We start from the raw sequence: 26,903 nt of genomic DNA on the forward strand, positions 1-26,903 counted from the left end.
GCACCCGTAGCTCAGTTGGATAGAGTATTTGGCTACGAACCAAAGGGTCGGGCGTTCGAATCGCTCCGGGTGCGCCACAATCTGTCCCCATCGTCTAGAGGCCTAGGACACCGCCCTTTCACGGCGATAACCGGGGTTCGAATCCCCGTGGGGACGCCAGGATTCGACAAAAAAGCCACCGCAAGGTGGCTTTTTTGTTTTCAGCTTCCACAGCGCATTATGCGTCTGGTAACGCCGCAATCGCGTTGCGTACCGGCTGCAATGCCTCGACCGTCGCCGCCAGCGCCGCCGCCATCTCTGCAACCGTTGCGCCTTGCCTGACCAGGCTTTCCAGTTGCTCTGCCTGCTGGCGTACCGCTTCGGCGCTGACATTGCTGGCAGCGCCTTTCAGTGTATGTGCCAGCAACTGCACCCGGGCAATATCGCCCTGCTGCAATGCCACCGCAGCTTCGTCGCCAAATGTGGCCTGACTGCTGGCAAACAGACGCAACCACTTCAGATAGACCTTGCGCTTGTGCATGGCACGCGCCACGCCTTCATCCACCACCACGCCCAAGGCAACAAGCCGATCCCAAGAGCCAGCCTGGAGGTTGGCCGCATCAGACGACACCGGCAAAGAGGGCTGGCTACTGGTGGCAGACACCGATTTGAGCGCAGTGATACCCAGCTGCGCCAGCACGGCAAACAGTTTGTCAGGGTCGATCGGTTTGCTGACGTAATCATCCATACCGGCGGCCAGTGCTTCTTCGCGGCTGCCCGCCAGTGCATTGGCCGTCAGCGCCACCACCGGGATGGTCGCCCAGTCCGGGTTGGCGCGAATATGGGTGGTAGCGGTAAAACCATCCATTACCGGCATGTGGCAATCCATCAAGATGACGTCGGGGCGATAGCTGGCCAGCAGGTGCAGTGCCTCCTCGCCGTTGGCAGCGTAGCGCACCTCGGCGCCGGCATCCTGCAGGTAGGCGCCAGCCACTTCCTGATTGAGCGCAACGTCGTCCACGACCATCACCCTGCAACCAGCCAGTACCTGATCGATAGCCTTGGCGGCATGTTCCGGCGATGCAAGCGCGCCCTCCAGCAACCTGTGCACCCCCTGACGCAAACGCAACGGGGTCAAGGGTTTGGTCCATACCCCAGCCAGAGGCATGCCATCGGGACGCATGCGTGTCATCTCTTGACCACTGAGATGCCGCCGGCTGAGCAACACGCACTGCGCACCGGCGGGCCAGCTGACGTCCTGAAAAACGTTGGCCCAGCCAGAATGGTCACTATCGATCAACCACAATACCGGCGCTTCCGGCTGCATCAGCGCTGGCAGGGTGGCCTCCACGCCAACCAAGGAGTGACAAGGAATGGCCAGTGCTGCCAATTGCTGCTGTACAACGCGTGCCTGGCTGGGCCGCAAGCCGTAAAGGTAAACGGCAGCCAAACGGCTGCCAGGCCAGTGGACAACGGTATCTGTTGCCAGTAAGGGCAACACGAAACTGAAGCTGCTCCCCACCCCAGGCTGCGATACCACCTCGATACCGCGCCCGCCCATCAACCTTACCAGCTCACTGGAAATCACCAGGCCCAGCCCGGTACCGCCAAAACGGCGCTGGGTGGACACATCCGCCTGGCTAAAGGGCTGAAACAGTTTGCCCACCTGCTCGTCGCTCATCCCGATGCCACTATCGTGCACGCTAAACTGCCAGCCATCAGCGTGCGGCTGGATACTGAGCACGATTTCGCCTTCACGAGTGAACTTCAGTGCGTTACCTAGCAGGTTAAGCAGTACCTGTCCCAGCCGCAGCGGATCGCCCACCAGCACAGGCGGTACCTGTGGTGCCACGTCGAACACCAGCTCCAGCGGCTTGCCTTCCACCCGCATCGACAGCATGTCGGCCAGCGAGCCCAGTACGCTGTCCAGCTCGAAGCGGGTTTGCTCCACTTGCAGGTGGCCGGACTCGATCTTGGAGAAGTCCAGAATGTCGTTGATGATGTCCAGCAGGCCGCGCGCGGACGATAGTACCTTTTGCAGGAACTGCCGCGTACGTTCCGGCAACGCATCGCGCAAGGCCAGGTCCGCCATGCCGATGATGGCGTTCATCGGGGTACGGATTTCGTGGCTCATATTGGCCAGAAACGCGCTTTTGGTCGCTGCGGCAGCCTCAGCGGCCAACTTGGCGGCCTCCATCTGCTGCGCCAGCGCTTTCTGTTCGCTAATGTCTTCCTGCACGCTGACAAAGTGGGTCAGCCGACCGGCGCTATCGCGCATCGGCGAGATCATCTGCATCACCCATAGCGGGGAGCCGTCCTTGCGCTGATTCAGCATTTCGCCGTGCCAGCTGATACCGTTGCGTAGCGACTGCCACAAGCCTTTATAGGTATCCTTGCTGGTAAGCCCGGAGCGGAATAATTGTGGCGTTTGCCCCAGAATCTCTGCCTCGCTATAGCCGGTCATGGCCAGTAAACGGGGGTTGACGTATTCGATGACGCCATTGATATCGGTAATCAGCACTCCGGCCGGGCTTTGCGTGACCGCACGCGACATCTGCTCCAGCCGCGCCTCGCTGGCGCGCTGGGCGCTGATATCGCGGAAGTACAGCACCGCGGCCAGGTCGCCATGCCCTTCCGGCAGCAGGTTCAGCTGATATACCACCGGAAAACTGGCACGCTGCCGGCTACCGAACAGCTCCCACTGGCTGGCGCAAGACTGCCGCAATAGCAGCGCCTGCAACAAGGGGCCGGGTTCCTGATATGCGCGCCCATCCGGGCCGCTGTGGTGCAATACCTGCTCCAGCAACTGCCCTTCCAGCGCCGAAACATCCAGTGCCAGCAAGCTGGCTGCAGCACGGTTACAAAATACGATACTGCCGCTGGTGCTCAGCCCGATGATGCCGTCTTCGATGGCAGCCAGAATGGCCTGCGCTTTCGCTTCTGCATGGCTGGCAGCCAGCTCGGCGCGCGCCAGCCGCTCTTGCTCCAGTGCCTGCAAAGTCGCTGTTTTTTCTTCGAGGATGGATACGTAGTGCGACACATCCTGGATCACCGCCATGCGCCGGCTCAGGGCACCATCGGGCTGCCAGTCATGGCGGCCCATTTCCTGCACGTATTTCACTTGGTCGCCAAACAACAGCCGATAGTTGACGCGGTACTGCCCGACGTGGTCGTCTTCGTATACCGCCAGCACGCGGGCCAAATCCTCCGGATGCACCCGTGCGCGGAACAAGGCCTCACTGGCACCAAATGCCTCCGGATAGGCCAGTAGTGCCGACAACTGGCGCGACCAGGACACGGTGCCACCAAGATGATCGACGATGTAGTAACCCAGCCGGGCCATTTGTTCGGCGTCTTCTAGCTGCTGCTGGCGCTGCAGTAACTGGCCGGTATGCTCGGCCACTTTGGCTTCCAGCTCACAAGCATATTGCCATAGCCGCTTTTGCGCCTCGCCGATCTGCTCGGCCATCAGGTTGAAGCTGTGCCCCAGGCGACCGATTTCATCATCGCCCGTATTGGCCACCCGCACGCCAATGTCGCCGTTACCGAGCCGGGTACTCACCTGCAGCAGGGTATGCAACGGTTGCAGTAGCCGCTTGGTCAGCCACCAACCCAATAGCAGCACGCCTGCCGCAGCCGCGAGCATCAGCAAGAATATCTGCTGCTGCAATTGTCGCAGCGGCTGCATCGCTTCTTGCTGATCTATCTTCACCACCAGGCCCCAGCCCAAGCCGGGTACCGGCTCCCAGGCGGCCAATACCGGTTCACCGCGGTAATCATGGCGCAGGCCGGCCCCACGCCGGCCACGCAGCGCATCAAAAACCGGGTCGAGACGAGCCTCGTCAGCTTTCAGCCGTAGCCGGAATGCCGCTTGCGGCTGCTGACGCAGCGGCCCGAGCACCAGGGCGCGACCGTCGGCCTCGCGTCGTGCCAGTAGCACTTCGCCGGTACGGCCCAAACCAACATCACTATTGAGGATGCGATTCAGCGACTCGGCACTGAGACTGATGATGAAGTAGCCGGCCACGCTGCCGTCCACCACGATGGCCGACAGCCAGAATGCGGTTTCTCGTCGAGCAGGCGGGTAATAGTGATGCGGCACAAAGTAGGTACCCGGGCGCTGCGCGGCGTGGCGCGCCTCTTTGGCCAGGCGGGTGCCGCCAAGCTCGCCCTCGAATAACCAGGCACCAAAATCCAGACGCTGGCGCAGCGTGTAGACAATACGACCGTCCCGGTCGGCCAACAGCACATCATCCAGGCCATCCAGCACCGAAAAATCCAGCGTGGAGCGGCAGACATCGCGCTGACGACGGTACTCGGCCGACAACGGGCCTGCATCACGCATCACCCGCCCCAGCTGGCGGGCACACTGCTGTACCGCCGGGTTGGCCGCCAGCACCCGGACGTGATCCTGCTGGCCGCTTTTCCAGCTGGCCAGCTCGCGCACACGGTCATCTGCCAGCGACTGCACCTGATGAAACAGTGTTTGCTGCATTGCCTGATAAGCCTGGTGATAGGCAAAGTACACAATCAGCACAATGGGCAACAGGCTGCCCAGCAAGAACCACCACAGCAAGCGATGACGAATGGACATGACACTTCCTGTCTGAGCTAGGCGCTACAGCATGACGCCCCGACTCTGGCACGGTAATGGCTACAGATCGGGGAGCGAGGCCAAAGCCTGCTTCAACGCGTCCACACCTCGGGCATCACCACGATAAAGATCCAGCAGCTGGTAGCTGGTTTCTCGCAGTACCGCCATCAATTGTTCTTCCTGCATCTCGGTCAGCCCCAGGTGCATCAGGCTGCGCTCCACCCGGCTAAGCGAAGTTTCCAGATAGGTACTGGCGGCGACCCGATCTTCGCGTCGTTGGGTATCGAGCGCAGCAACACCATCGCGTACGCTTTGCAGCAAGGTATGCAGCTGTGCTTCGCGTTGATGAACGCGCTGTTGCAGGGCCAGTATTTTCAGCCGCTCGGACACCAGTTCGGTCAGCACCGCAAAATGATCGCGCAAGCGGCCGGCGCGGTCGTGATCGTCTACCGGCAGATCGCGAATCAATAGCGTGATACCCTCAAAATTGAACGCCACGCGCTTGCCCAGGCTGGCAAGGCGGCCGCAGTCGGCGATCAGCTGCAGCACCCCGCGCTCCATCTCGCTCACCTCGCCTTCCTGGCTGCGCTCGTAACGTTGGCCGGTCATCCACAGTGCTACGGCGCCGTTTACACCGAAGCCGGACAGCGTATCCAGCAACACCTGCGCTAGCTGTGCCAGCGTACCGCAGGCCATGGCGCGGCGCGAAAAATCTACCACCAAGCCCAGTTCGGCCGCATTGCTCATCGCCGTCATGGCCGTTGCCGTGGCGTAGCTGGCCTGGTTGGCCAGGGCGGCTTTTTCACGCTGCCGACGAAACAGTGCATCAACGCGCGATGACACCACGCTCAGATTCAAGGGTTTGGAGGTGAAATCCTCGCCGCCAGCGTCGTAAGCCGCCATGCGATCCTCCAGCGAGGTCAAGCCGGACAGGAACACTACCGGGATATCGCTGGTTTCGAAGTCGTCCTTCAAGCGTCGGCAAACCTCGTAGCCGTTCATTTGCGGCATGTTGATATCCAGCAAGATCAGCGCCGGCTGCAAGCCGCCCACCTCGGCCAAGGCCTGCACAGGGTTGCTGAAGCACTGCACACGGTACTGGTCTTCGAAACCGTCGCTAATCATCTCGCCGGTCAGTACGTCATCGTCGATCACTACAATCAGGGGCTTGTCGCTCATTTTTACCTGCCATCGTTATATGTTGAACGCGTACGACTGTTGTAGCTTTCATTCTAGTCATAGTTCTTTAAGTAGTAGCCGTTCTAAATCGATAAAAAGCACATGCATAGAACGCGCTATATTCCCGCTTTAGCACCAAAGCGCGCCATATATAGCATATAGATATATATATTCATTCTTTCAGGGAACCGCCCCTCTCCGGTACATTGGCGGTGCCCGGAAAGTCCGGCACGGCGCCTGCCCGGGTGCCGCGATGCCAACAGCCAGAGAATTGAGCGCAAAGATGAATATCAGTCAGGAGAGGCTGACTCACCTCAAGCAACTTGAAGCCGAGTCCATCCACATCATCCGTGAAGTCGCCGCCGAGTTCGACAACCCGGTGATGCTGTACTCCATCGGCAAGGATTCTGCCGTGATGCTGCGCCTGGCCGAGAAGGCCTTCGCCCCCGGCCGCCCGCCGTTCCCGCTGATGCACGTGGACACCACCTGGAAGTTCAAGGAAATGATCGCGCTGCGCGACAAGCAGGCCCGCGAATACGGCTGGGACCTGATCGTGCACACCAACCAGGAAGGTGTGGAAGCCGGCATCAATCCGTTTACCGCCGGTAGTGCCAAGCACACCGACGTGATGAAAACCGAGGCACTAAAGCAAGCACTGAACAAGTACAAGTTCGACGCCGCCTTTGGTGGCGCCCGCCGCGACGAGGAAAAATCGCGCGCCAAGGAGCGCGTGTACTCGTTCCGCGACAAGAACCACCGCTGGGACCCGAAAAGCCAGCGCCCGGAGCTGTGGAACATCTACAACGCCAAGATCAACAAAGGCGAAAGCATCCGTGTGTTCCCGCTGTCCAACTGGACCGAACTAGACATCTGGCAGTACATCCTGCTGGAAAACATCGAGATCGTGCCGCTGTACTTCGCCGCCGAACGCCCGGTGATCGAGCGTGACGGCACGCTGATCATGATCGACGACGAGCGTATCCTGCAGTACCTGAGCGAAGAAGAAAAAGCGCGTATCCAGCACAAGAAAGTGCGCTTCCGCACGCTGGGCTGTTACCCGCTGACCGGCGCGGTGGAATCGGAAGCTGGCACCCTGGCCGATGTGATTCAGGAAATGCTGCTGACCAAGACCTCCGAACGCCAGGGCCGCGTGATCGACCACGACTCGGCCGGCTCGATGGAGAAAAAGAAGATGGAAGGCTACTTCTAAGCCCCGCTTCTTCCTACTGAATATCCTGAGGTTGGCCGCATGCGGCCAACCTAGCTGATGCAAGGCATACGCTCATGGCACACCAATCCGACCTGATCGCCAGCGACATCCTGGCCTACCTGAAGCAGCACGAAAACAAGGACCTGCTGCGCTTCATCACCTGTGGCAACGTGGACGACGGCAAGTCCACGCTGATCGGCCGCCTGCTGCATGACTCCAAGCTGATCTTCGAAGACCAGCTGGCCGCCATCCAGCGCGACTCGAAAAAGTACAACACCACCGACGAGGAGATCGACCTCGCGCTGCTGGTAGACGGCCTGCAAGCCGAGCGCGAGCAAGGCATTACCATCGACGTGGCCTACCGCTACTTCAGTACCGACCGTCGCAAGTTCATCATTGCCGACTGCCCGGGCCACGAGCAGTACACCCGCAACATGGCCACCGGTGCCTCCACCTGCAACCTGGCGGTGATCCTGATCGACGCCCGCTACGGCGTGCAAACGCAGACCCGCCGCCACAGCTACATCGTCAGTCTGCTGGGCATCAAGCACGTGGTGGTGGCCATCAACAAGATGGATCTGCTGGACTTCGACCAGGCCGTGTTCAACCGCATCCGCGACGAATACCTGGCTTTTGCGGCCAACCTGGGTATTGCCGACATCCGCTTCGTGCCGATCAGTGCCCTGCGCGGCGACAACGTGGTCAGCGCCAGCGAGCGTACGCCGTGGTACGACGGCCAGACGCTGATGGGCATCCTCGATAGCGTGGAAGTCGACCACGACGTGGCCCAGAGCGCTTTCCGCCTGCCGGTGCAGTACGTGAACCGCCCCAACCTCGACTTCCGCGGCTTCTGCGGCACCGTGGCCAGCGGTGAAATCCGCCCCGGCGACCGTATCGTGGCGCTGCCGTCCGGTAAGGAAAGCACCGTGGAAAACGTGGTGGTGTACGAAGGCAATCTCGACATCGCCCGCAGCGGCCAGGCCATCACCCTGACGCTGGCCGACGAGATCGATATCTCGCGCGGCGACATGATCGTGCGCGCCGACGAAGCCCGCCCGCTGGTGAGCCAGGCGGTGGAAGCCCACCTGGTGTGGATGGATGAAACCCCGCTGGCGGTGGGTAAGGACTACCTGTTCAAGCTGGCCGGCAAAACCGTTACCGGCCGTGTGGAACGCATCGTGCACCGCGTGGACGTCAACACCCTGGACGCCTTCGAAGCCGAAAAGCTGCAGCTGAACGAAATCGGCCTGGTGCGCATCGCCTTCACTGCCCCGGTGGTGTTCGACGCCTACAGCCAGTGCCGCGCGACCGGCAGCCTGATCGTGATCGACCGCCTCTCCAACGCTACCTCCGGCGCCGGCATGATCCGCGGCGAAGCACAGATCGACAGCGCCAGCCAGGACCAGAGCGACCTCGCCCGCCTGCGCGCGTTCGAGATCGAGTTCAACGCGCTGGTGCGCAAGCACTTCCCGCACTGGGACGCGAAAGACATCAGCAAGCTACTTTAAGTCTTGCCCGGCACCCGCAACAACAAAGCCCCGTACGCGAGTACGGGGCTTTGTTGTTGCGGGTGCCGCAGAGCGCGTGCGGCCAACCCGGTTAATCAGTTTGCTGGCCTCGTGCAGCCAAAACGGCCAGAGCTTTATGGTAGACGCTAGCAGCAGCATCTAAGTGGTGGCCCTACCACCGGAGCAACTTGGCACCACCCGGCCTGACCTGTGTTATCCAGATCGGCGGGGCACCGTCGTAAACCCTGCCGGCTGCCAGATTTACAGCCGGCTCAGTTGCCGTGTCTGGCTGGGCGTTTCGCCAAACTGGCGGCGGTAGTCGTAGCTGAAATGGCTGGGGCTAACAAAGCCCCAAGCTGCGGCCAGGTCGTTGATGGGGGTGTCGTCAGCGGGCGTAGTACGCAAGGCCTGACGCACGTGGTGCAGGCGCAGCGCACGCAGCCATTGCAAGGGGCTGGTGGCCACCACTTCCTGAAAACCGTTTTGCAGCGTGCGCCGGGTAACGTGCAGGCGGGCGCACAGCTCGTCCACCGTTGGCAGCACATCGGCCGGGCTGGCCGCCAGCGCACAGGCCGCCTCCACCCAGGCCAGATGGCGCTGCTGGATACTGCTGCGGCACAGCCCGTCAATGCCTTGTGCCTGCAACAGCGCCTGTATCAGCGCGGTAATGCTGGCCTGCGCCAGCCGCGACGGCGCAGCGCTGGCAGCGGGAGTATCCAGGATGCTGTCCAGCGTCTGACACAGCTGGGCGTAGGCGGTAGCGGGCAGCGTCAGCATGCCGCGGTGCCGCCAGCTTGCCGGCGCATGGCTGCCGGTAAGCAGCTGGGCGTGCAGGTCCAGCAGCGCCAGCGGCAGCACCATGCCGTAAATCAGGAAACCCGGCGGGGTACGCAGCGTGAAGTCGCTACCTCCGGGAGACAGCAACACGGTGTAGGCCGGTACGCTGCGGCCACAGTAGCGTAACTGGCCACCGGCGCCCGGGCGCGGAATGCCGAACCACACGGCGTCCGGCCAGGCTTGGCAGTGCTGCCAGGTTTCACAGGACGAGAACTCGCGGAAAACCTGTAGGCGCGGCAGGCATAGCTCATCGAGCCGCCCCTGGTAGCGCCCGCAGGATAGCTGCGCGTAGTGCTGCTGCCAGCCGGTAATAAAGGCGGCGTGATCGGCCGCGTCTTCGGCCATGCGGGTGGTCAGCTGCATGCTGGCCATGCCGGTCAATGCGTGCATGGCGTCCTCCGTTCGCCAAAAACCACACGCCAAGCAAGCAAAAGCCACACCAGCGGCCCGGCATGACATTGGCTATCCAAAACCGGCAAATTCGCCAGCCTTGTGCACGCGTTGGCCGCCGGTTGCGCAAGCCGGGTGCGCCTTGCCGTGCCTGCTGACACGCAGCGCACCATCGCAGTGCATGGCATCGGCACGGCATTTGCTGCAGCGCGGCAAATCATGGCCTGCGCCGCGCCGGTGCGGCGTGCAATTTCCGTTTTGCGATACCGGCCGCCGACAGCCGCTTCCTACCATGGTTGCCAGGGCCTGACAGCGGGTGCTGCAGGCAGGGAGCAAAACAAGCATGGAGCCATCACAATGAGTACAAGCAACCATGGCCTGGCACGCAAGCTGGGCGGCTGGCAGCTCTGGGGCATCGCCGTCGGGCTGGTGATCTCGGGCGAATACTTCGGCTGGAGTTATGGCTGGGCGCAGGCGGGCACGCTGGGCTTTCTGGTGACCACGCTATTCGTGGCACTGATGTATACCGCGTTCATTTTCAGCTTTACCGAACTCACCACCGCCATCCCGCACGCCGGCGGCCCGTTTGCCTACGCCCGGCGTGCCTTTGGCCCGGTGGGTGGCTTTGTGGCCGGTTTTGCCACGCTGTGCGAGTTCGTGTTTGCACCGCCGGCTATTGCGCTGGCGATCGGGGCGTACCTGAATGTGCAGTTTCCGGCGCTGGACCCAAAATGGACCGCCTGCGGCGCTTATCTGGTGTTCATGACGCTGAACATTGTAGGGGTGAGCATTGCTGCCACCTTCGAGCTGTGCGTGACGCTGGTGGCCATTTTTGAATTGCTGGTATTCATGGGCGTGGTGGCGCCGGGCTTTGACTGGGCCAATTTCACTGCCCACGGCTGGGCCGGCAACGATGCCTTCAGCATGGCTGCCATTGGGGGTATCTTTGCTGCCATCCCGTTTGCCATCTGGTTCTTTCTGGCGATCGAAGGTGCCGCCATGGCCGCCGAAGAGGCGCGCGACCCGGTGCGCACCATCCCGCGCGCTTATATTGCCGGCATCCTGACGCTGGTAGCGCTGGCGCTGGGGGTGATGATCATGGCCGGCGGCGTGGGCGACTGGCGCACGCTGTCGAATATCAACGACCCGCTGCCGCAGGCAATGAAGGTGATTGTGGGCGGTGACAGCGGCTGGCTGCATATGCTGGTATGGCTGGGCCTGTTTGGTCTGATCGCCAGCTTCCACGGCATCATCATGGGCTACTCGCGCCAGATCTTTGCGCTGGCCCGTGCCGGCTACCTGCCGCCGGCGCTGGCCGTCGTGCACCCGCGCTTCAAGACCCCGCACCGCGCCATCCTGGCCGGCGGCGTGATCGGTATCGCGGCTATCTTCAGCGATAGCTTCATCCAGATCGGCGGCCTGCCGCTGACCGCCAATATCGTCACGCTGTCGGTGTTCGGTGCCATCGTGATGTACATCGTGTCCATGCTGTCGCTGTTCAAGCTGCGCCGCAGCGAGCCAGGCCTGGCGCGCCCCTATACCGCACCGCTATTCCCACTACTGCCTGCCATTGCACTGGGCTGCGCCCTGGTGTGCTTGGCGGCGCTGGTGTACTACAACACCATGCTGACCGGCCTGTTCCTCGCCATCCTGGTCGCCGGCTTTGCCTACTACCTGGCCACCCACCGCCAGCGTGCCGCCGCCGCGCACGACGCGCTACTGCACGGCGAGGCCGCCGGCGCCGACGTGAAACCGACCTTGGCTACCGAAGCATCCTGATACCCCGTGGAGGCAGGGCCGGCGACGCCGGCCCTGAAGCAGCATGTACCAGATCACCATCGGCCCGCGCCGTTACCCGTTTGCCGATCTCAAAACCCTGCTCGCCCGCGCCTCGCCGCTACGCTCCGGCGACCTGCTGGCCGGCGTGGCCGCTGCCAGCGCCGAAGAGCGCGTGGCAGCGCGCTACTGCCTGGCGGACGTACCGCTGCGCGACTTTCTGCAGCACGCCATCATCCCGTACGAGGAAGACGAGGTCACCCGGCTGATCATCGACAGCCACGATGCCACCGCCTTTGCCACGGTGGCCCACCTCACCGTGGGCGGCTTTCGCGACTGGTTGCTGTCCGATGCGGCCAACCCTGCCACCTTGGCCGCCCTGGCGCCCGGGCTCACCCCGGAAATGGTGGCCGCCGTCAGCAAGCTGATGCGCAATCAGGACCTGATCCTGGTGGCGCGCAAGTGCCGTGTGGTGACCGCCTTCCGCAATACCCAGGGCCTGCCCGGCCACATGGGCGTACGCTTGCAGCCCAACCACCCCACCGACGACGCGCGCGGCATTGCCGCCGCCATGCTGGACGGCCTGCTGTACGGCGCCGGCGACGCGGTAATCGGCATCAACCCGGCCACCGACAGCCCGGAGGCCATCCACACCATGCTGGCGATGATGGACGAGGTGCGCCTGCGTTACGCCATCCCTACCCAAAGCTGCGTGCTGACCCACGTCACCACCACACTGGAACTGATAGGCCGCGGCGCACCGGTAGACCTGGTGTTCCAGTCGGTAGCCGGCACCGAACGCGCCAACAGCGGCTTCGGCATCAACCTGGCCGTGCTGCAAGAAGCCCACGACGCCGCCCGCAGCCTGCAGCGCGGTACGGTGGGCGACAACGTGATGTACTTCGAAACCGGCCAGGGCAGCGCGCTGTCGGCCGGCGCGCACTGGGGTGCAGACCAGCAAACCTGCGAGGCCCGCGCCTACGCCGTGGCACGCCACTTCAGCCCGCTGCTGGTCAACACCGTGGTGGGCTTTATCGGGCCGGAGTACCTGTACGACGGCAAGCAGATCATCCGCGCCGGGTTGGAAGACCACTTCTGCGGCAAGCTGCTGGGGCTGCCGATGGGCTGCGACATCTGCTACACCAACCACGCCGAAGCCGACCAGGACGATATGGATACCCTGCTGACGCTGCTGGGCACCGCCGGCATCCACTTCATCATCGGCGTGCCCGGCGCCGACGACATCATGCTGGGCTACCAAAGCACCTCGTTCCACGACGCGCTGTATCTGCGCGAGCTGCTGGGGCTGAAACGGGCACCGGAATTCGAAGACTGGCTGGAAACGATGGCCATTACCCGCGGCGGCCGTCTGCAGGCGCACGGGCAGCAACCACCACTACTGGGCCTGATGGAGACCGTCGCATGAGCGTGATCCCTTTCCCCGGCCCGGCGGCCAACCCCGACACCATTACCGAAGACAGCTGGCAGGCGCTGGGCCAGCACACGGTGGCGCGCATCGCGCTAGGCCGTGCCGGCGCCAGCCTGCCCACCCGCGAAACGCTGCGCTTTGCCTTGGCGCACGCGCAAGCGCGCGACGCGGTACACACCCCGCTGGATGGCGACGCGCTGGCCGCCACGCTGCAACAGGCCGGCCACGGCGTGCTGCAGGTGCAATCAGCAGCGGCCAACCGGGCGCAATACCTGCAGCGCCCCGACCTCGGCCGCCGGCTGCACCCCGACAGCCGCACGCAGCTGCTGGCACAGCAATCGGACGGCTGCGATGTGCTGTTCGTGGTCGGCGACGGCCTGTCGTCGCTGGCCACCGCCAGCCACGCCGCGCCGCTGCTGGCGGCCACGCTGCCTTATCTGGCCGACGCCGGACTCAGCGTCGGCCCGGTCGTCATCGCCAGCCAGGCCCGCGTGGCGCTGGCCGACGAAGCCGGCGAGTGCCTACATGCCCGGCTGGTGGTGATGCTGATCGGCGAACGCCCGGGCCTGAGCTCGCCGGACAGCCTGGGCGTCTACCTCACCAGCGCGCCCAAGGTTGGCCGCATGGACTCGGAACGCAACTGCATCTCCAATGTGCGCCCGGCCGGCCTGCCCTACCCGCTGGCCGCCTTCAAGCTGGCGTGGCTGATCCGCGCTGCCTTGCAACAGGGCAGCGGCGTGGCACTGAAAGACGGCAGCGCCGCCGACCCCGGCTGGGCCACCTTGCTGGCTGGCACCCAGGCCAGCGCGCTGCCAGCCTGACCATCCCTACCGCCCGCCACACGGCACCGCATTTGCATGCGGTGCCGTTTCGCTTGGCATATCAGCTGTTTACATTCTGCAACAGCAAGGGGAAAGCCCCGATAGCCCTGCTAGCGGCAGATGCTGGTAAACTGCCGCGCTTCCGGTTACCCCTGACAGAGCAAACCATAAAGGACGACGCATCCGGCGCCGGAACGGGCAGCGTCACCGACAACACAGGATTCACCATGAACCTCTCCCGTCTGCCGCACTTGCTGGCCGGCGCCCTGCTGTTGCTGCCTGCGCTTGCGCAGGCCAGCATCAACGGCGGCGAGCTGGCCATTGCCTGGGCACTGCCGTTTGCCGGCATGCTGCTGTCCATCGCCTTGTTACCGCTGTTGGCGGCCAACCTCTGGCACCACCACTTTGGCAAGATTGCTGCCATGTGGTCGCTGTTGTTCATCGTGCCGTTCGCCGCCAGCCACGGCCTGGGCGCAACGGCCTACGAGATGGCCCACACCCTGGTGCTGGAATACGTGCCGTTCATCATCTTGCTGGTGTCGCTGTTTACCGTGGCCGGCGGCATCTACCTGCGCGGCAACCTGCACGGCTCGCCGCTGCTGAATACCGGTTTTCTGGGCGTCGGCACCTTGCTGGCCAGCTTTACCGGCACCACCGGCGCCGCCATGCTGCTGATCCGCCCGCTGCTACGCGCCAACGACAACCGCCGCTACAAGACGCACGTGTTCGTGTTCTTCATCTTCCTGGTGGCCAATATCGGCGGCTCGCTGACGCCGCTGGGCGACCCGCCGCTGTTTCTGGGCTTCCTGAAAGGCGTGGGCTTTGGCTGGACCATGGTACACATGCTGGCCCCGATGGCGCTGGCCAGTGCCATCCTGCTGACGGTGTTCTACTTGCTGGACCGTCACTACTACCACAAGGAAGAAGACCTGCCGCCGCTGCCGGACCCGACGCCGGACTCGCGCGTCAGCATCGAAGGCAAGGTGAACTTCGCGCTGCTGGGCGGCATTGTCGGCGCCGTGCTGCTGTCCGGCTTGTGGAAGCCCGGTATCAGTTGGTACATCGCTGGCCTGGATATCGAGTTGCAGAACGTGGTGCGCGACATCCTGCTGCTGCTGGTAACCGTACTGTCGCTGAAGCTGACGCCGGGCCGCTGCCGCCAGGCCAACGCTTTCAACTGGGGGCCGATGCTGGAAGTAGCCAAGCTGTTCGCCGCCATCTTCATCACCATGATTCCGGTACTGGCCATGCTGAAGGCCGGCAAAGCCGGCGCCTTTGCCGAACTGGTGACCATGGTTACCACCCCGGATGGCGCCCCGGTCAACGCCGCTTACTTCTGGTTGACCGGCGTACTGTCGAGCTTCCTGGACAATGCCCCGACCTACCTGGTGTTCTTCAACCTGGCAGGCGGCGATGCCCAACAGCTGATGGGCCCTGGCGCCAACACCTTGCTGGCCATTTCGATGGGCGCCGTATTCATGGGTGCCAACAGCTATATCGGTAACGCGCCGAACTTCATGGTGAAAGCCATTGTGGAAGAGCGCGGCGTGGCCATGCCCAGCTTCTTTGCCTACATCGGCTGGGCCTGCCTGTTCCTGATTCCCACCTTCGTGCTGCTGACCTTCGTGTTCTTCTAAGCCTGTGCGGCCAACCTGTGAGGTTAGCCGCATAGTTGGCCGCAACAAAAAAGCCCGCGATTGCGGGCTTTTTTTGCGGTGGCAGCCAGGGCAACTACACGCGGTAGCTGGTGGCCGTCATCACCTTGGCAGTGAGCTTCATCAACCCCTTCACCGGCAGCGGCAGCGGCGCGGCGCCGAAGTCGTGCGCCATGTCGGCGTGCTTCAGCTCGTCGTCGCGCATCTGCGCCACGATGGCGCGGCTTTTGGCGTCCTGCTCCGGCAGCTGCTGCAGGTGGCTGTCCAGATGGGCACCCACCTGCTTTTCGGTTTCTTCCAGAAAACCCAGGTTCCACTTGTCACCCAGCAGACCGGCGGTCACACCGATGGCCAGCGAGCCGGTATACCACACCGGGCCCAGCAGGCTGGGGCGGCCGCCCAGCTCGCGGATGCGCTGCTCGGTCCAGGCCAGGTGTTCAACCTCCTCGAAGGCGGCATGACGCAGCGCGTCGCGCGCCGCCGGGTTACGCGCGGTCAGCGCCTGGCCCTGGTACAGCGCCTGGGCGCACACCTCGCCACAGTGGTTGACGCGCATCAGGCCGATGGCGTGCTGCTTTTCGGCGGCAGACAGCTCGGCTTCGGCCACTTCCTTGTCCGGTCGCGGGCGGCTGCTGACGGCGGGCGCAAACAGCGTGCGCAGGCCACGGTCGAATTCGGTGATCAGTCTGTCTAGCATCATGCAAGCTTATGGCGGTCATCAATAGTGGCGATTATACCTTGCCGGCGCTGCTGGTATAATCCCGTGGTTTTTCCCATTGACCGTACCGACACAAGGATACCGAGCATGAATATCGACCTGATCAGCCCGGGCAAGGACATGCCCAACGACATCAACGTCGTGATCGAAATCTCCGCCAACAGCGCCCCGATCAAATACGAGTTCGACAAAGAAACCGGCGCCCTGTGCGTAGACCGCTTCATGGGTACTTCCATGTTCTACCCGGCCAACTACGGTTTCGTGCCGCAAACCATCGCTGGCGACGGCGACCCGGTTGACGTGCTGGTGGTCACCCCGTTCCCGCTGCCGCCGGGCGTGCTGATCCGCGTACGCGCACTGGGCCTGATCAAGATGGAAGACGACGGCGGCGTGGATGCCAAGCTGATCGCCGTACCGGTGGAAAAACTGTGCCCGATGTACAAGGACATCCAGAAACTGGAAGACCTGCCGCAACTGCTGCGCGACCAGATGGTGCACTTCTTCGAGCACTACAAGGACCTGGAAAAAGGCAAATGGGTCAAGATCCAGGGCTGGGGCACGCTGGAAGACGCAACCCGCGAACTGAACGAAGGCATCGAGCGCGCCAAGCAAGGCTAAGCCTGCTGCCGACGCAAAAAAAGCCGGGGTAACCCGGCTTTTTTATTGCCTGCGCCACGGTTGGCCGCATCAGGCGCCGCGTTTGAACTGCGCCGCTTTCTGCGCCAGACGGGCACCGAACAGGCGGGAAGTTTCCAGGTCGGCCGCATCCGGCGTCACCTCGGCCGGTGCATTGTCGGTACGGGTCATCAGGCCCAGCGAGCTGCCGTAACGGTTGATCTCGCTACCGATGGTACCGCCCGGCATCAGGCCGGTGCCAACCCAGATCATGCCGTGCTGGGCAGCAAACACCGACAGCTGCTGCAGCGTGTTCAGCTTGTCGCCGCTGGGGCTGTTGGATACGGTAAAGCCGCCGGCGATCTTGTCTTTCCAGCCCTGGCTGTACCACACCTTGGCGCTGGCATCCATGAAGGCCTTGAACTGGGCCGATACGCTGCCCATGTAGGTAGGGGCACCGAACACGATGGCGTCGCAAGCGGCCAGCTCGTCGATACGGGCGGTGGCTTCTTCGGCGTTGAGCAGCAACACCTCGGCGTGCTCGCGCGCGCCGGCAGCCACAAACTCGGCTACTTTGGCGGTATGGCCGTAGCCGCTGTGGTACACCACGGCAAGTTTGGTAGTCATGACATTTTCCCTCTATGGTTAGAACGGGGGCATAGCATGGACTGCACGTGCCGGGCCCGGCTGACAGCAACGCTAATTCAGAAAATCTGCCCGAACCCGGGCCACAGGAAAACGCACAATGCGTTTCAAAACCAGTGACTTGGGCTGCAACAGACGGTCAAACACAGTATATTGTCGTGACCAGTACGGATATAGCGTTACTTTTTGACTCTTTTTTTCAGATATTCTGAAGATGAAACTTTCTCTCGATGCCTTGATGGTGCTGGATGCCATCGACCGCCGTGGTAGCTTTGCCGCCGCAGCCGAAGAGCTGTACCGCGTCCCGTCGGCCATCACCTACAGCGTGCAAAAGCTGGAGCAAGACCTCAACGTGCAGCTGTTCGACCGCAGCGGGCACAAGGCCAGGCTAACCTCCACCGGCGAACTGCTGCTGAAGGAAGGCCGTTCGCTGCTGGATTCGGCCGCCATGATTGAAAGCCGCGTCAAGACGCACGCCACCGGCTGGGAAGGCGAGCTGCGCATTGCCATGTCCGACCTGCTGTTTTTCGACGACGTGCTGCAGTTACTGGAAGAGTTCAACCAACTGGGCGCCGACACCGAACTGCGCATCAGCCGTGAAGTGTTTGGCGGCACCTGGGACGCGCTGGTCGATGGCCGTGCCGACCTGGCAATTGGTGCCACCGAAAACAGCCAGGGCGGGCACGCCTTCCAGACACGCAGTATGGGCAAAACCCGCTTTGTGTTCTGCGTGTCGCCCGATCACCCGCTGGCCAGCGCCGAAGAGCCCATCCCGCAGCACCTGATCCGCCGCTACCGCGTGGCAGTGGCCGCCGACACGTCACGCAGCCTGCCTCCACGCAGCGTTTCGATACAAGAAGGTCAAAGCCGTCTGACCGTCGCCACAGTAGAAGACAAAATCGCTGTTCAGCGTGCCGGACTTGGGGTAGGTTTTCTACCGCTATGCCGCATTCACGATGATGTTGCAGCCGGCCGCCTGGTCATCAAGGAAGTAGAAGAGAAGCGCACACCGGTCCAGCTACACTACGCTTGGAAAGAAGCGCAGCCAGGCCAGGCGCTGAGTTGGTTCATCAAGCGGCTGCAGACCTTTGAATGGAAACTCAGCTAAATCGTCACCATGCCAGCTTGCCGTCCGGAACGCGATGCCCTGATTCATCGCCTGCAATCCAGTTACCCGGACATTGCCGCGGACGGCGATGATGACATCATCCTTTGGCAGGGCTGGCGCATTCATTGCGCCCCGCTGCCCAGCGCCTTAGCTCCCGTCACCGATATTACCCGGCTGGAACTCTGCCAGCTGTGGCCCCACTCCCCTCTCAACCCCGGCCTGCTGTTGGCCGGTAGCCCTGCGGCTGTCGCGGCCTGTGATCCGCTATGGCACAGCCTGACCGGGACGCCACAAACCTGGCTGTATTGCGGCCCGCTGGGGGCTGCCGGCTTCTGCAAGCGCGTGTTCGACAGCCTGTTCTATCTGGCGAGCCCGGCGCTGATACAACACACGCTGCAGCGCCACGGTGCCGCCCAGCAAGCCGACTGGGCCGCGCTGCTACAACAACATCAGCAACTGGCGGAACGCCTGCAGGCATTGTGCTGGCAATACCTGCACCATCACGGGCTGACAACGCTACCGCAAGATGCCGGCGCGTTGCTGGCGCTGTTCCGTGTGCCACCGCAGCAACAAGACCATTACGCCCTGACGCTCGCCCAACTGCTGGCAACGGCCCTGACGCTGAGCGAGCCTGCCAGGCAACTGCTGGCGGAGTGGAACCCGCTTGCGGTCACCACGCCACCCGTGCGCTAACAAAAGAAAAAGCCCCTGCAAGCAGGGGCTTTTAGCTTCAGCAGCGGGCAAGTGCCACGCTGCTGGTACATCAAGCAGCCGGAGCAGCCGGAGCTTTGCGAGCGCGGCTTACGGCAGCGCTGGCGGCTTTGGCGGAAGTTTCTGCGGCTTCAACGCTGGCTTCGGCGAACTCGGAACCCACTTTCTTGGCGGTCTTCGAAGCGTTTTCGAAAGCCGCGCTGCTGGTGCTCACCAGGTTTTTCAGGGCCTGAACAGCCGGCTCGGAACCCACCGGGGCGGTTTTAGCCAGACGGTCGATGGCTTCCAGTACTTGCTTGTTGGTTTCGGCAACTTGCTCTTCCACGAAGGAAGTCAGCTCGGTCTGGGTTACCAGCGTGGCATCGTACACTTCACGTGCGGTGCTCAGGGCTTTGTCCAGGCTGGGCTGGGCCAGGCCGGCTTGGAATTCGGCGAACGCTTTCGGGTCTTTGATGCTGGACAGCTGCTTCAGGGTTTCCGCGTTGGACGCCAGCACTTTGCGGGCGATTTCCAGTTGCAGGTTGGTCAGGCGCTCGGCGCTGGCCAGGAAGATGGAGGACAGGCGTACGGCTTTGTCGAACTGTGCCTGACCGAAAGCGGAAAATTCTTGTGCATTGGTAAACATGGAGATGATCCTTTTCGAATGAGAGAACTCAGCAGCAAAACCGTGGTTAGTCCTGTTGCTGCATTGCAGCAATTCGGATTTTATATTGCACCGCAACAATGTCAAGCAGATCTGCACTACCTGGCGCGATAAGCATCTATTTTTGCAACAGCTTTTGCAGCAGAATGCCGCCACAACATGACATGATGATTACATGAACTGGTGGTTTTGCAGCATTGCTACAATGCGGTTGCAAGCGATAAAACACCACAGCAAGCCACGATTTGCACGCTGAGTACCGGAAAGCCATGCCCATGCGTTGAAAGCCCAACGCCAAAGCTTTACACTGCACTGATAAATTTAATCTATCCGGTAGCGAAGCCATACAATGAGCCCTGCGGCCAACCTGTTTGATATCAAATCTGCCAGCCTGGACTTGCTGGCAGTCATGCTGCGCACGACCGACTGTGCACAGCTGGAAGCGGCGCTGGATGCACGCTTCGGCAACAAGATCGACGCCTCGCAGAGCGAGGCGTTCCTGCTTGACCTGGACGCCATCGAACAACCGGCACAACTGGATCTGGACCAGATCCGCGCCCTGTTCCTGGCCAAGGGCATCCGCATCATTGCGCTGCGTCACCGCGACATGGCGGTGGCAGAACTGGCCCGCCAGTACGGCCTGGCCTACGTCAACGCCAGTGCCGCGCCACGCAGCGACCTGCCGGCAGTAGAAGCCAGCCCGGCACCGGCACCCGCCGCAGCGGTAGCGCCAGTCGCCGCCAGTACGCTGGTGATTGACCGCCCGGTACGCGCCGGCCAGCAGATCTACGCCAAGGGCGGTGATCTGGTGGTGCTGGCCACGGTCAACGTGGGCGCCGAGCTGATCGCCGACGGCAGCATCCATGTGTACGCACCGATGCGCGGCCGCGCGCTGGCCGGTGCCCGCGGCAATACCCAGGCGCGCATTTTCGTGAAAGCGATGGAAGCCGAGCTGGTATCGATTGCCGGCGTCTACCGCACCATCGAGCAAGCGTTGCCCGACAGCATCCAGGGTAAGCCCACCCAGATTTATCTAGAAAACGAGCGCCTCGTGATGACGGCGCTTGGCGAATAACACGAATCACGACGAAGCAAGGAAGACCATCGTGGCAAAAATCATTGTTGTTACCTCCGGCAAAGGCGGCGTAGGCAAGACCACCACCAGCGCCAGTTTCGCATCCGGCCTCGCCCTGCGCGGCCACAAGACCGCGGTGATCGACTTCGACGTTGGCCTGCGTAACCTCGACCTGATCATGGGCTGCGAACGCCGCGTGGTATACGACCTGATCAACGTGATCAACGGCGAAGCCACGCTGAACCAGACGCTGATCAAGGACAAGCACTGCGACAACCTGTACGTGATGCCGGCGTCGCAGACCCGCGACAAGGACTCGCTGAGCGAAGAGGGCGTAGAGAAAGTACTGAAGGACATGGCTGACATGGGCTTTGAGTACATCGTGTGCGACTCGCCGGCCGGTATCGAAAAAGGCGCGCTGCTGGCGCTGCTGTTTGCCGACGAAGCCATCGTGGTCACCAACCCGGAAGTGTCGTCGGTACGTGACTCCGACCGCATCCTGGGCATTCTGGCATCCAAGTCGCGCCGCGCCATCGAAGGCCGCGAGCCGGTAAAAGAGCACCTGCTGATCACCCGCTACTCGCCGTCGCGCGTAGACAAGGGCGAGATGCTGTCGGTAGACGACGTGAAGGAAATCCTGCGCGTCAACCTGATCGGCGTGATTCCGGAATCGCAAGCCATCCTGCAGGCGTCCAACTCCGGCACCCCGGCCATTCACCTGAAGGGCAGCGACGCCGCCGAAGCCTACGGTGACGTTGTGGGCCGTTTCCTGGGCGAAAACCGCCCGATGCGTTTCCTGGAAGCCGAAAAAGTAGGCTTCCTCAAGCGCCTGTTCGGAGGCTAAGCCATGTCCCTCATCGATATGATCTTCGGCAAACGCCAGAAAACGGCCTCCATTGCGCGCGAGCGCTTGCAGATCATTCTGGCGCACGAACGCAACGGCCGCAGCGCCCCCGACTACCTGCCCGCGCTGCAACGCGAGCTGATGGAAGTGATTTCCAAATACGTGTCGGTCAACCTGGACGACATCAAGGTACAGGTAGAGCGCCAGGACGATTTCGAGGTACTGGAAGTCAACATCGTCCTGCCGGAACACCAGCGCTGACATCATGACCCTGACCGAACTGCGTTACATCGTGGCCGTGGCGCGCGAGCGCCACTTTGGCCGCGCGGCCCAAAGCTGCTTTGTCAGCCAGCCCACGCTGTCCATCGCCATCAAGAAGCTGGAAGACGAGCTCGGCGTTACCCTGTTCGAGCGTGGCGGCCAGGAAGTGAGCGTCACCGAGATCGGCGAGCGCATCATCGAGCAGTCGCAGCGGGTGCTGGAAGAGGCCGAGACGGTCAAACGCCTGGCCGGCGAACACCAGAACGAGCTGGCCGGGCCGCTGAAGCTGGGGGTGATCTTCACCATCAGCCCCTACCTGCTGCCGCGGCTCATCCCGGCCCTGCGCATCCTGGCGCCGGACATGCCGCTGATCCTGGAAGAAAACTACACCTCGCGGCTGGCAGAAATGCTGAAGCGCGGTGAAGTGGACGCCATCATCGTGGCCGACCCGTTCGACGAGCCCGGTACCGAAGCCTACCCGCTGTACGACGAGCCGTTCATGGTAGCCACGCCAAAGGGCCACCCGTGGGAAAAACGCGACTACCTGTTTGCGCAAGACCTGCGCGACGAGAGCGTGCTGCTGCTGTCGCAAGGCAACTGCTTCCGCGACCAGGTACTGCAGGCGTGCAGCGAAGTGGCCAGCAAGCAATACCAAGGCAACAGCCTGGCGTCGATGGTGCAAGGCAGCTCGCTGAACACCATCCGCCACATGGTGGCCAGCGGCATGGGCGTCACCGTACTGCCCGCCACCTCGGTGTCGCCGGCGGACGAAGGCCTGCTGTCGGTCATTCCGTTCCACCCGCCGGTGCCGCAGCGCCGCGTGATGCTGGTGACCCGCCGCCAGTTCTTCCGCAAGAAAGCCATCCAGACGCTGCAGCAGGCGGTGTTCCGCTCCGGCCTGCCCGACGTGTGCATGCTGGAAGACGAAGCCGCCCGCGTCTGAGTGCTTTGCCGTACGACGCAACAAGGCCGCCAGGCATGCCTGGCGGCCTTGTTCTTTGGCAAGACCAGGTTGGCCGCGGCCAACCCTGCCGGCCTTACTGCGCGGCGCGGATCACGCCGGCCAGGCGCTTGATGCCTTCCTCGATGCGCGCCGGCGAGGCGTGGCTGAAGTTCAGACGCAGGTGGCCGATGCCCTCTTCCGGCTTGGCGTAGAACGCCTCGCCCGGCATGAAGGCCACATTGTTTTCTTCCAGCGCCACTTTCAGCAGCGGGCGGGTGTCGCGCGGCTGCTTCAGCTTCAGCCAGAAGAACAGGCCACCCTGCGGCACCAGCCAGTCAGCCAGGTCGGCAAAGTGCGTTTCCAGCGCCTGCTGCATGGCGTCGCGGCCAACCTTGTAGCTTTGCTGCAGCTGCTGCAGGTGGTCCACGTAGTCGCCGCTGTTCAGCCACTGGGTGTTGAACCACTGGCCCAGACGGTTGGTGTGCAGGTCGGCGGCCTGCTTCAGCTTCAGCAGGTAGGGCATCAGCTCCGGCGAGGCCACCAGGTAGCCCACGCGCAGGCCCGGTGCCAGCGTCTTGGAGAACGAACCGCAGTAAATCCACGGCGCGGTTTTCAGGTGCGTTACCAGCGGGCGCGGCGCTTCGCCGTCGTACGCCAGTGCGCGGTACGGGTCGTCCTCGATCACCGGCAAGTTGGCCGCGTCGATCACCTCGGCCAGGCCACGGCGGGTGGTCTCGCTGTAACAGGCGCCGGACGGGTTCTGGAACGACGGAATCAGGTAGGCCAGCTTGGCTTTGCTGCTGGCAATGGCGTCGGCCAGGCGCGCCGGTGGCAATTGGCCCTGCTCTTGCTGCACGGTGGTGATGTCGGCGCCGAACAGCTTGAACACCTGCAACGCGGCCAGGTAGGTCGGGCCTTCGGTAATCACCGGGGTATGCGGGTCGATGAACAGCTTGGCGGCCAGGTCCAGCGCCTGCTGGCTACCGGACAGCACCAGCACTTGCGATGCGTCCACATTCAGGCCGATACGCGCCAGTTCGGCCACGATGGCGGCGCGGAATTCCGGCTCGCCTTCGCTGGTGCCGTACTGGGCCAGTTGCGGCGGCACGCCGCTGAAATCCAGCTCGGGCAGACAGTCCGCCGCGGGCAGGCCACCGGCAAACGAAATCACCTCCGGGCGCTGTGCAGCAGCGAGGATCTCGCGGATCAGCGAGCCGGACAGGCGTTCGATGCGTTCTGAAAACATGTTACTCTCCTTGGCAGACACGTCTTTTATTAGTCAAATTGTTTGACCAAATTAACGCTTTGTGACGAGCACGTCAACATGAAATCCGCAGCCAACCACACATTGTTACGCGATGCGATGAAGGCGTTTTTCCATGCCTATCAGGCTTTTACCGACAAGCCGGACGAAATGCTGGCCAAACGGGGGCTGGCGCGGGTACACCACCGCATCCTGTTCTTCGTGGCACTGCATCCGGGGCTGTCGGTGAAGGACCTGCTGGCCTGCCTGGGCGTCACCAAACAGGCCATCAACATCCCGCTGCGCCAGCTGGTGGAAATGGACCTGATCGAAGCCGGCACCGCCGAGCACGACAAGCGCGTCAAGGCGCTGCGCCTGACCGAAGAAGGCCGCAAGCTGGAAGAAGCGCTACACCGCGAGCAGGCACGCCTGCTGCTGCAAGCGTTCGGCGAAGCCGGCCAGGACGCCACCGAAGGCTGGTTGAAGGTGAACCAGATGATGGCCCGCGCCCAAGCCTGAGCGCCTGGCCCCGCTGCGGCCAACCCTCCCGGCCGCCGACACGGCCCGCCGCCTGCTGTTGCATACAATAGACAGCCAAGCCGGCACCCTCCCCACGACTTTCCGCGTACCACCAGGTGCACACCCGTCGCTGGCCACTTACCGGCGAGTCGCCCCCCAGGCAGCAGCCTTTAATCGCCGATACGCTGGTAACGCACCGCCAGAATCTCGATCTCTTCTTCGCCGTCCGGGCCACGGAAATACACGGTGTCCCCTTCGCGCGCCTTCAGCAGCACGCGGGCGATCGGCGAAATCCAGCTGATGTGGCCGCGCGACAAGTCGATCTCGTCCACGCCGACAATGCTCAACGTCTGCTCGCTGCCGTTGCCGCGCAGGATGTCTACCGTGGCGGCAAAGAACACCTGGTCGCAGGCTTCGCGCCGCTCCGGGTCCACCACTTCGGCGATTTCCAGCCGCTTGGTCAGAAAGCGGATGCGGCGGTCAATCTCGCGCAGCCGGCGCTTGCCGTACAGGTAATCGCCGTTTTCCGAACGGTCGCCATTACTGGCCGCCCAGTTCACCACCTGGGTCATGTGCGGGCGCTCGTGCTTCACCAGCTGGTTCAGCTCCTGGCGCAGCCGCTCCCAGCCGGCGGGGGTGATGTAGTTCTTGGTGGCGGCCGGTAGCCGCTGCTCGGCGGGCAGATCGTCGTCGCCGTCTTCGTCCTGCTCTCGGGTAAATGCCTTGCTCATCTTGCTCTCGTCACGGATACCGTCACCCGGGCGGCCATCATCGTGGGGGCCGCCAGACTGACACACTGACAAAACAAACCCTGTCTGCATGGCAGACAGGGTTGCGGATAACAGCGGCTGTCAACGGGTGACAGCACAGCCCGGCTTAGCCGTTCTTGCCCGGCTTGGCCTGGCCGGTCACGGTCAGGCCGGCCCACTTCATCACGGCCGCTACTTCGGCTTCGTTCAGCTCGTAGTACTGGCCGCGCTTCAGGCGCGGGGGCAGACCGATATTACCAAAACGCACGCGGATCAGGCGGCTGACGGTCAGGCCGAAGTGCTCGAACATGCGGCGCACTTCGCGGTTACGGCCTTCACGGATCACCACGTTGTACCAGCGGTTGGCGCCCTCTTCGGCACCGCCCTTTTCGCTGACGCGCTGGAACACCGCCGGGCCGTCTTCCAACTCCACGCCCTTGGTCATTTCCTGCATCTGCTCGCGGGTCAGCTCGCCCAGCACGCGCACCGAGTACTCGCGGTCGAACTCGAAGCTGGGGTGCATCATGCGGTTGGCCAGTTCGCCACTGGTGGTAATCAGCAGCAGGCCGGAGGTGTTCACGTCCAGACGGCCGATGGCCACCCAGCGGCTGGATTTGGCTTGCGGCAAGCGGTCGAACACGGTGACGCGGCCTTCCGGGTCGTCACGGGTGACGATCTCGCCTTCCTGCTTGTGGTACATGATCACGCGCGGCAGGCGGTCGGCCCACTTCAGCTTGATCGGGTTGCCCTTGGCGGTTACGCGGTCGTGCGGGCCCACCTTGTCACCCAGCGCGGCTTTCTTGCCGTTGATGGTGATGAAGCCGGCCTCGATCCATTCTTCCATTTCGCGACGCGAACCCACGCCCGACGCGGCCAACGCTTTTTGCAAGCGGATCGGCTCGATCTTGCTGTAATCCAGGCGGGTTTCGCGCAGACGGGCGGCGCGGTCGACGATTTCCTGTTTCGGTGCGCGCAGCGCCAGTTTCTTGGCACGCTGTACTTTCGGTGCCGGGCCTTCGCGGCGCGCCTTGCCGAATTCCGGCTGCGGCGCGTCGGTTGCCGGCATGGCGGCGTTCTTGTTGCCGTAGCGGCGTTCGTGCTGCAGGGCGGCCTCGCTGCCAGGGGCGGCGCGGCGGGTATCGTAGTTCACCGGGGCGCGACGGCCTTCCGGGTTGATCGGCGCGGCGTCGCGGCGGGCGGCCGGTGCCGGCTTGCCTTGCGGCGCAGCCGGGGCGTTACGCGGGGTCAGAAAGCTGCCGCCGGTTTTGCCACGGCCACTGGGCTTGCGGCCACCGCCGCTGCGGCCCATATCGGGCTGACGGGGTTGGCCGCTTTCCTGGCCGCGTACGCGGGCTACCGGTTGGCGGGAGGTATTGCGTTGTCCTTTAGACATGGTGTTTCCTGTTCTACGGTGCGGAAGGCAGCTGCATGCGCAGGCTGAATACTGCCTT

23 protein-coding genes and 2 tRNA genes are annotated in these 26,903 nt (G+C 62.9%); 16 read left to right on the top strand and 9 right to left on the bottom strand.

All coding sequences use genetic code 11. The features are described from left to right. Positions 1 to 77: transfer RNA gene (locus tag ACK4FZ_RS08435), tRNA-Arg, on the top strand. 6 nt (positions 78 to 83) lie between these two features. Then, positions 84 to 159, top strand: a tRNA-Glu gene (locus ACK4FZ_RS08440). A 58-nt stretch (positions 160 to 217) separates the two neighbouring features. Here ACK4FZ_RS08440 and ACK4FZ_RS08445 read toward each other — a convergent pair. After that, positions 218 to 4,573 (bottom strand): PAS domain-containing protein, encoded by a 4,356-nt coding sequence (locus ACK4FZ_RS08445; RefSeq protein ID WP_409819800.1) that lies wholly within the window; start codon positions 4,571 to 4,573, stop codon positions 218 to 220. 60 nt (positions 4,574 to 4,633) lie between these two features. Further along, positions 4,634 to 5,752, bottom strand: a complete 1,119-nt coding sequence (locus ACK4FZ_RS08450; protein WP_409819803.1) for a response regulator — start codon at positions 5,750 to 5,752, stop codon at positions 4,634 to 4,636. A gap of 283 nt (positions 5,753 to 6,035) precedes the next feature. Between ACK4FZ_RS08450 and cysD the strand changes: the two genes are divergently transcribed. Next, complete coding sequence (gene cysD, locus ACK4FZ_RS08455; protein WP_409819805.1) at positions 6,036 to 6,962, top strand: sulfate adenylyltransferase subunit CysD; 927 nt, start codon at positions 6,036 to 6,038, stop codon at positions 6,960 to 6,962. A 74-nt stretch (positions 6,963 to 7,036) separates the two neighbouring features. After that, on the top strand, positions 7,037 to 8,470 hold the full coding sequence (gene cysN / locus ACK4FZ_RS08460; RefSeq protein ID WP_409819808.1) for a sulfate adenylyltransferase subunit CysN: 1,434 nt from the start codon (positions 7,037 to 7,039) through the stop codon (positions 8,468 to 8,470). 261 nt (positions 8,471 to 8,731) lie between these two features. On the opposite strand, the gene ACK4FZ_RS08465 is transcribed toward cysN, so the two are convergent. Beyond that, positions 8,732 to 9,697 (bottom strand): helix-turn-helix domain-containing protein, encoded by a 966-nt coding sequence (locus ACK4FZ_RS08465; RefSeq protein ID WP_409819811.1) that lies wholly within the window; start codon positions 9,695 to 9,697, stop codon positions 8,732 to 8,734. 357 nt (positions 9,698 to 10,054) lie between these two features. Here ACK4FZ_RS08465 and eat point away from each other — a divergent pair, with 357 nt between their 5' ends. The 4 genes from eat to ACK4FZ_RS08485 all read left to right on the top strand — a co-directional run bounded on the left by eat (position 10,055) and on the right by ACK4FZ_RS08485 (position 15,360). Further along, positions 10,055 to 11,476 carry an ethanolamine permease gene (gene eat / locus ACK4FZ_RS08470; RefSeq protein WP_409819813.1) on the top strand — a complete coding sequence of 474 codons (1,422 nt, stop codon included), beginning with the start codon at positions 10,055 to 10,057 and terminating at the stop codon, positions 11,474 to 11,476. A gap of 43 nt (positions 11,477 to 11,519) precedes the next feature. Beyond that, positions 11,520 to 12,899, top strand: coding sequence for an ethanolamine ammonia-lyase subunit EutB (locus ACK4FZ_RS08475; protein ID WP_409819816.1), 1,380 nt, complete (start codon positions 11,520 to 11,522; stop codon positions 12,897 to 12,899). After that, a complete protein-coding gene (gene eutC, locus ACK4FZ_RS08480; RefSeq protein ID WP_409819818.1) occupies positions 12,896 to 13,723 on the top strand; it encodes an ethanolamine ammonia-lyase subunit EutC in 828 nt (275 codons plus the stop codon). The genes ACK4FZ_RS08475 and eutC overlap by 4 nt, the downstream gene beginning before the upstream one ends. A 227-nt stretch (positions 13,724 to 13,950) precedes the next feature. Beyond that, entirely contained in the window at positions 13,951 to 15,360 is a 1,410-nt protein-coding gene (locus ACK4FZ_RS08485; RefSeq protein WP_409819821.1) for a sodium:proton antiporter, read from the top strand. A gap of 94 nt (positions 15,361 to 15,454) precedes the next feature. On the opposite strand, the gene coq7 is transcribed toward ACK4FZ_RS08485, so the two are convergent. Further along, positions 15,455 to 16,075 carry a 2-polyprenyl-3-methyl-6-methoxy-1,4-benzoquinone monooxygenase gene (gene coq7 / locus ACK4FZ_RS08490; RefSeq protein ID WP_409820017.1) on the bottom strand — a complete coding sequence of 207 codons (621 nt, stop codon included), beginning with the start codon at positions 16,073 to 16,075 and terminating at the stop codon, positions 15,455 to 15,457. Positions 16,076 to 16,183: 108 nt separating this feature from the next. Here coq7 and ppa point away from each other — a divergent pair, with 108 nt between their 5' ends. Next, positions 16,184 to 16,714 (top strand): inorganic diphosphatase, encoded by a 531-nt coding sequence (ppa, locus tag ACK4FZ_RS08495; protein WP_144372577.1) that lies wholly within the window; start codon positions 16,184 to 16,186, stop codon positions 16,712 to 16,714. Positions 16,715 to 16,783: 69 nt separating this feature from the next. Here the strand turns inward: ppa and ACK4FZ_RS08500 are convergent, their stop codons facing one another. Then, on the bottom strand, positions 16,784 to 17,338 hold the full coding sequence (locus tag ACK4FZ_RS08500; protein ID WP_409819825.1) for a flavodoxin family protein: 555 nt from the start codon (positions 17,336 to 17,338) through the stop codon (positions 16,784 to 16,786). Between the two features lie 232 nt (positions 17,339 to 17,570). On the opposite strand from ACK4FZ_RS08500, the gene ACK4FZ_RS08505 reads away from it, so the two are divergent. Next, positions 17,571 to 18,464: a LysR family transcriptional regulator gene (locus ACK4FZ_RS08505; protein ID WP_170252326.1), complete on the top strand. Its 894-nt coding sequence runs from the start codon at positions 17,571 to 17,573 to the stop codon at positions 18,462 to 18,464. 9 nt (positions 18,465 to 18,473) lie between these two features. Continuing rightward, entirely contained in the window at positions 18,474 to 19,157 is a 684-nt protein-coding gene (locus tag ACK4FZ_RS08510; RefSeq protein ID WP_409819829.1) for a hypothetical protein, read from the top strand. A 70-nt stretch (positions 19,158 to 19,227) separates the two neighbouring features. Here the strand turns inward: ACK4FZ_RS08510 and ACK4FZ_RS08515 are convergent, their stop codons facing one another. Continuing rightward, entirely contained in the window at positions 19,228 to 19,800 is a 573-nt protein-coding gene (locus tag ACK4FZ_RS08515; protein WP_409819834.1) for a phasin family protein, read from the bottom strand. Positions 19,801 to 20,167: 367 nt separating this feature from the next. Between ACK4FZ_RS08515 and minC the strand changes: the two genes are divergently transcribed. Genes minC through ACK4FZ_RS08535 form a run of 4 tightly spaced genes read left to right on the top strand, consistent with a single transcriptional unit; the run spans position 20,168 to position 22,941 of the window. After that, positions 20,168 to 20,893 (top strand): septum site-determining protein MinC, encoded by a 726-nt coding sequence (gene minC, locus ACK4FZ_RS08520; RefSeq protein WP_409819836.1) that lies wholly within the window; start codon positions 20,168 to 20,170, stop codon positions 20,891 to 20,893. A gap of 31 nt (positions 20,894 to 20,924) precedes the next feature. Next, positions 20,925 to 21,737, top strand: a complete 813-nt coding sequence (minD, locus tag ACK4FZ_RS08525; RefSeq protein WP_144372572.1) for a septum site-determining protein MinD — start codon at positions 20,925 to 20,927, stop codon at positions 21,735 to 21,737. 3 nt (positions 21,738 to 21,740) lie between these two features. Further along, complete coding sequence (gene minE / locus ACK4FZ_RS08530; protein ID WP_017510129.1) at positions 21,741 to 21,998, top strand: cell division topological specificity factor MinE; 258 nt, start codon at positions 21,741 to 21,743, stop codon at positions 21,996 to 21,998. A gap of 4 nt (positions 21,999 to 22,002) precedes the next feature. After that, positions 22,003 to 22,941: a LysR substrate-binding domain-containing protein gene (locus tag ACK4FZ_RS08535; RefSeq protein WP_144372571.1), complete on the top strand. Its 939-nt coding sequence runs from the start codon at positions 22,003 to 22,005 to the stop codon at positions 22,939 to 22,941. Between the two features lie 94 nt (positions 22,942 to 23,035). On the opposite strand, the gene ACK4FZ_RS08540 is transcribed toward ACK4FZ_RS08535, so the two are convergent. Further along, on the bottom strand, positions 23,036 to 24,187 hold the full coding sequence (locus ACK4FZ_RS08540) for a PLP-dependent aminotransferase family protein (RefSeq protein WP_144372570.1): 1,152 nt from the start codon (positions 24,185 to 24,187) through the stop codon (positions 23,036 to 23,038). Between the two features lie 78 nt (positions 24,188 to 24,265). On the opposite strand from ACK4FZ_RS08540, the gene ACK4FZ_RS08545 reads away from it, so the two are divergent. After that, positions 24,266 to 24,703 carry a MarR family winged helix-turn-helix transcriptional regulator gene (locus tag ACK4FZ_RS08545; protein WP_144372569.1) on the top strand — a complete coding sequence of 146 codons (438 nt, stop codon included), beginning with the start codon at positions 24,266 to 24,268 and terminating at the stop codon, positions 24,701 to 24,703. A gap of 170 nt (positions 24,704 to 24,873) precedes the next feature. Here the strand turns inward: ACK4FZ_RS08545 and greB are convergent, their stop codons facing one another. Both greB and rluB read right to left on the bottom strand, forming a co-directional pair. Continuing rightward, positions 24,874 to 25,434 carry a transcription elongation factor GreB gene (gene greB, locus ACK4FZ_RS08550; protein WP_409819840.1) on the bottom strand — a complete coding sequence of 187 codons (561 nt, stop codon included), beginning with the start codon at positions 25,432 to 25,434 and terminating at the stop codon, positions 24,874 to 24,876. A gap of 145 nt (positions 25,435 to 25,579) precedes the next feature. Continuing rightward, positions 25,580 to 26,845, bottom strand: coding sequence for a 23S rRNA pseudouridine(2605) synthase RluB (gene rluB / locus ACK4FZ_RS08555; protein WP_409819841.1), 1,266 nt, complete (start codon positions 26,843 to 26,845; stop codon positions 25,580 to 25,582). Positions 26,846 to 26,903 lie beyond the last annotated feature (58 nt).

The organism is Vogesella sp., from assembly GCF_046297735.1.
GTDB classification, from domain to species: Bacteria; Pseudomonadota; Gammaproteobacteria; order Burkholderiales; family Chromobacteriaceae; genus Vogesella; species Vogesella urethralis.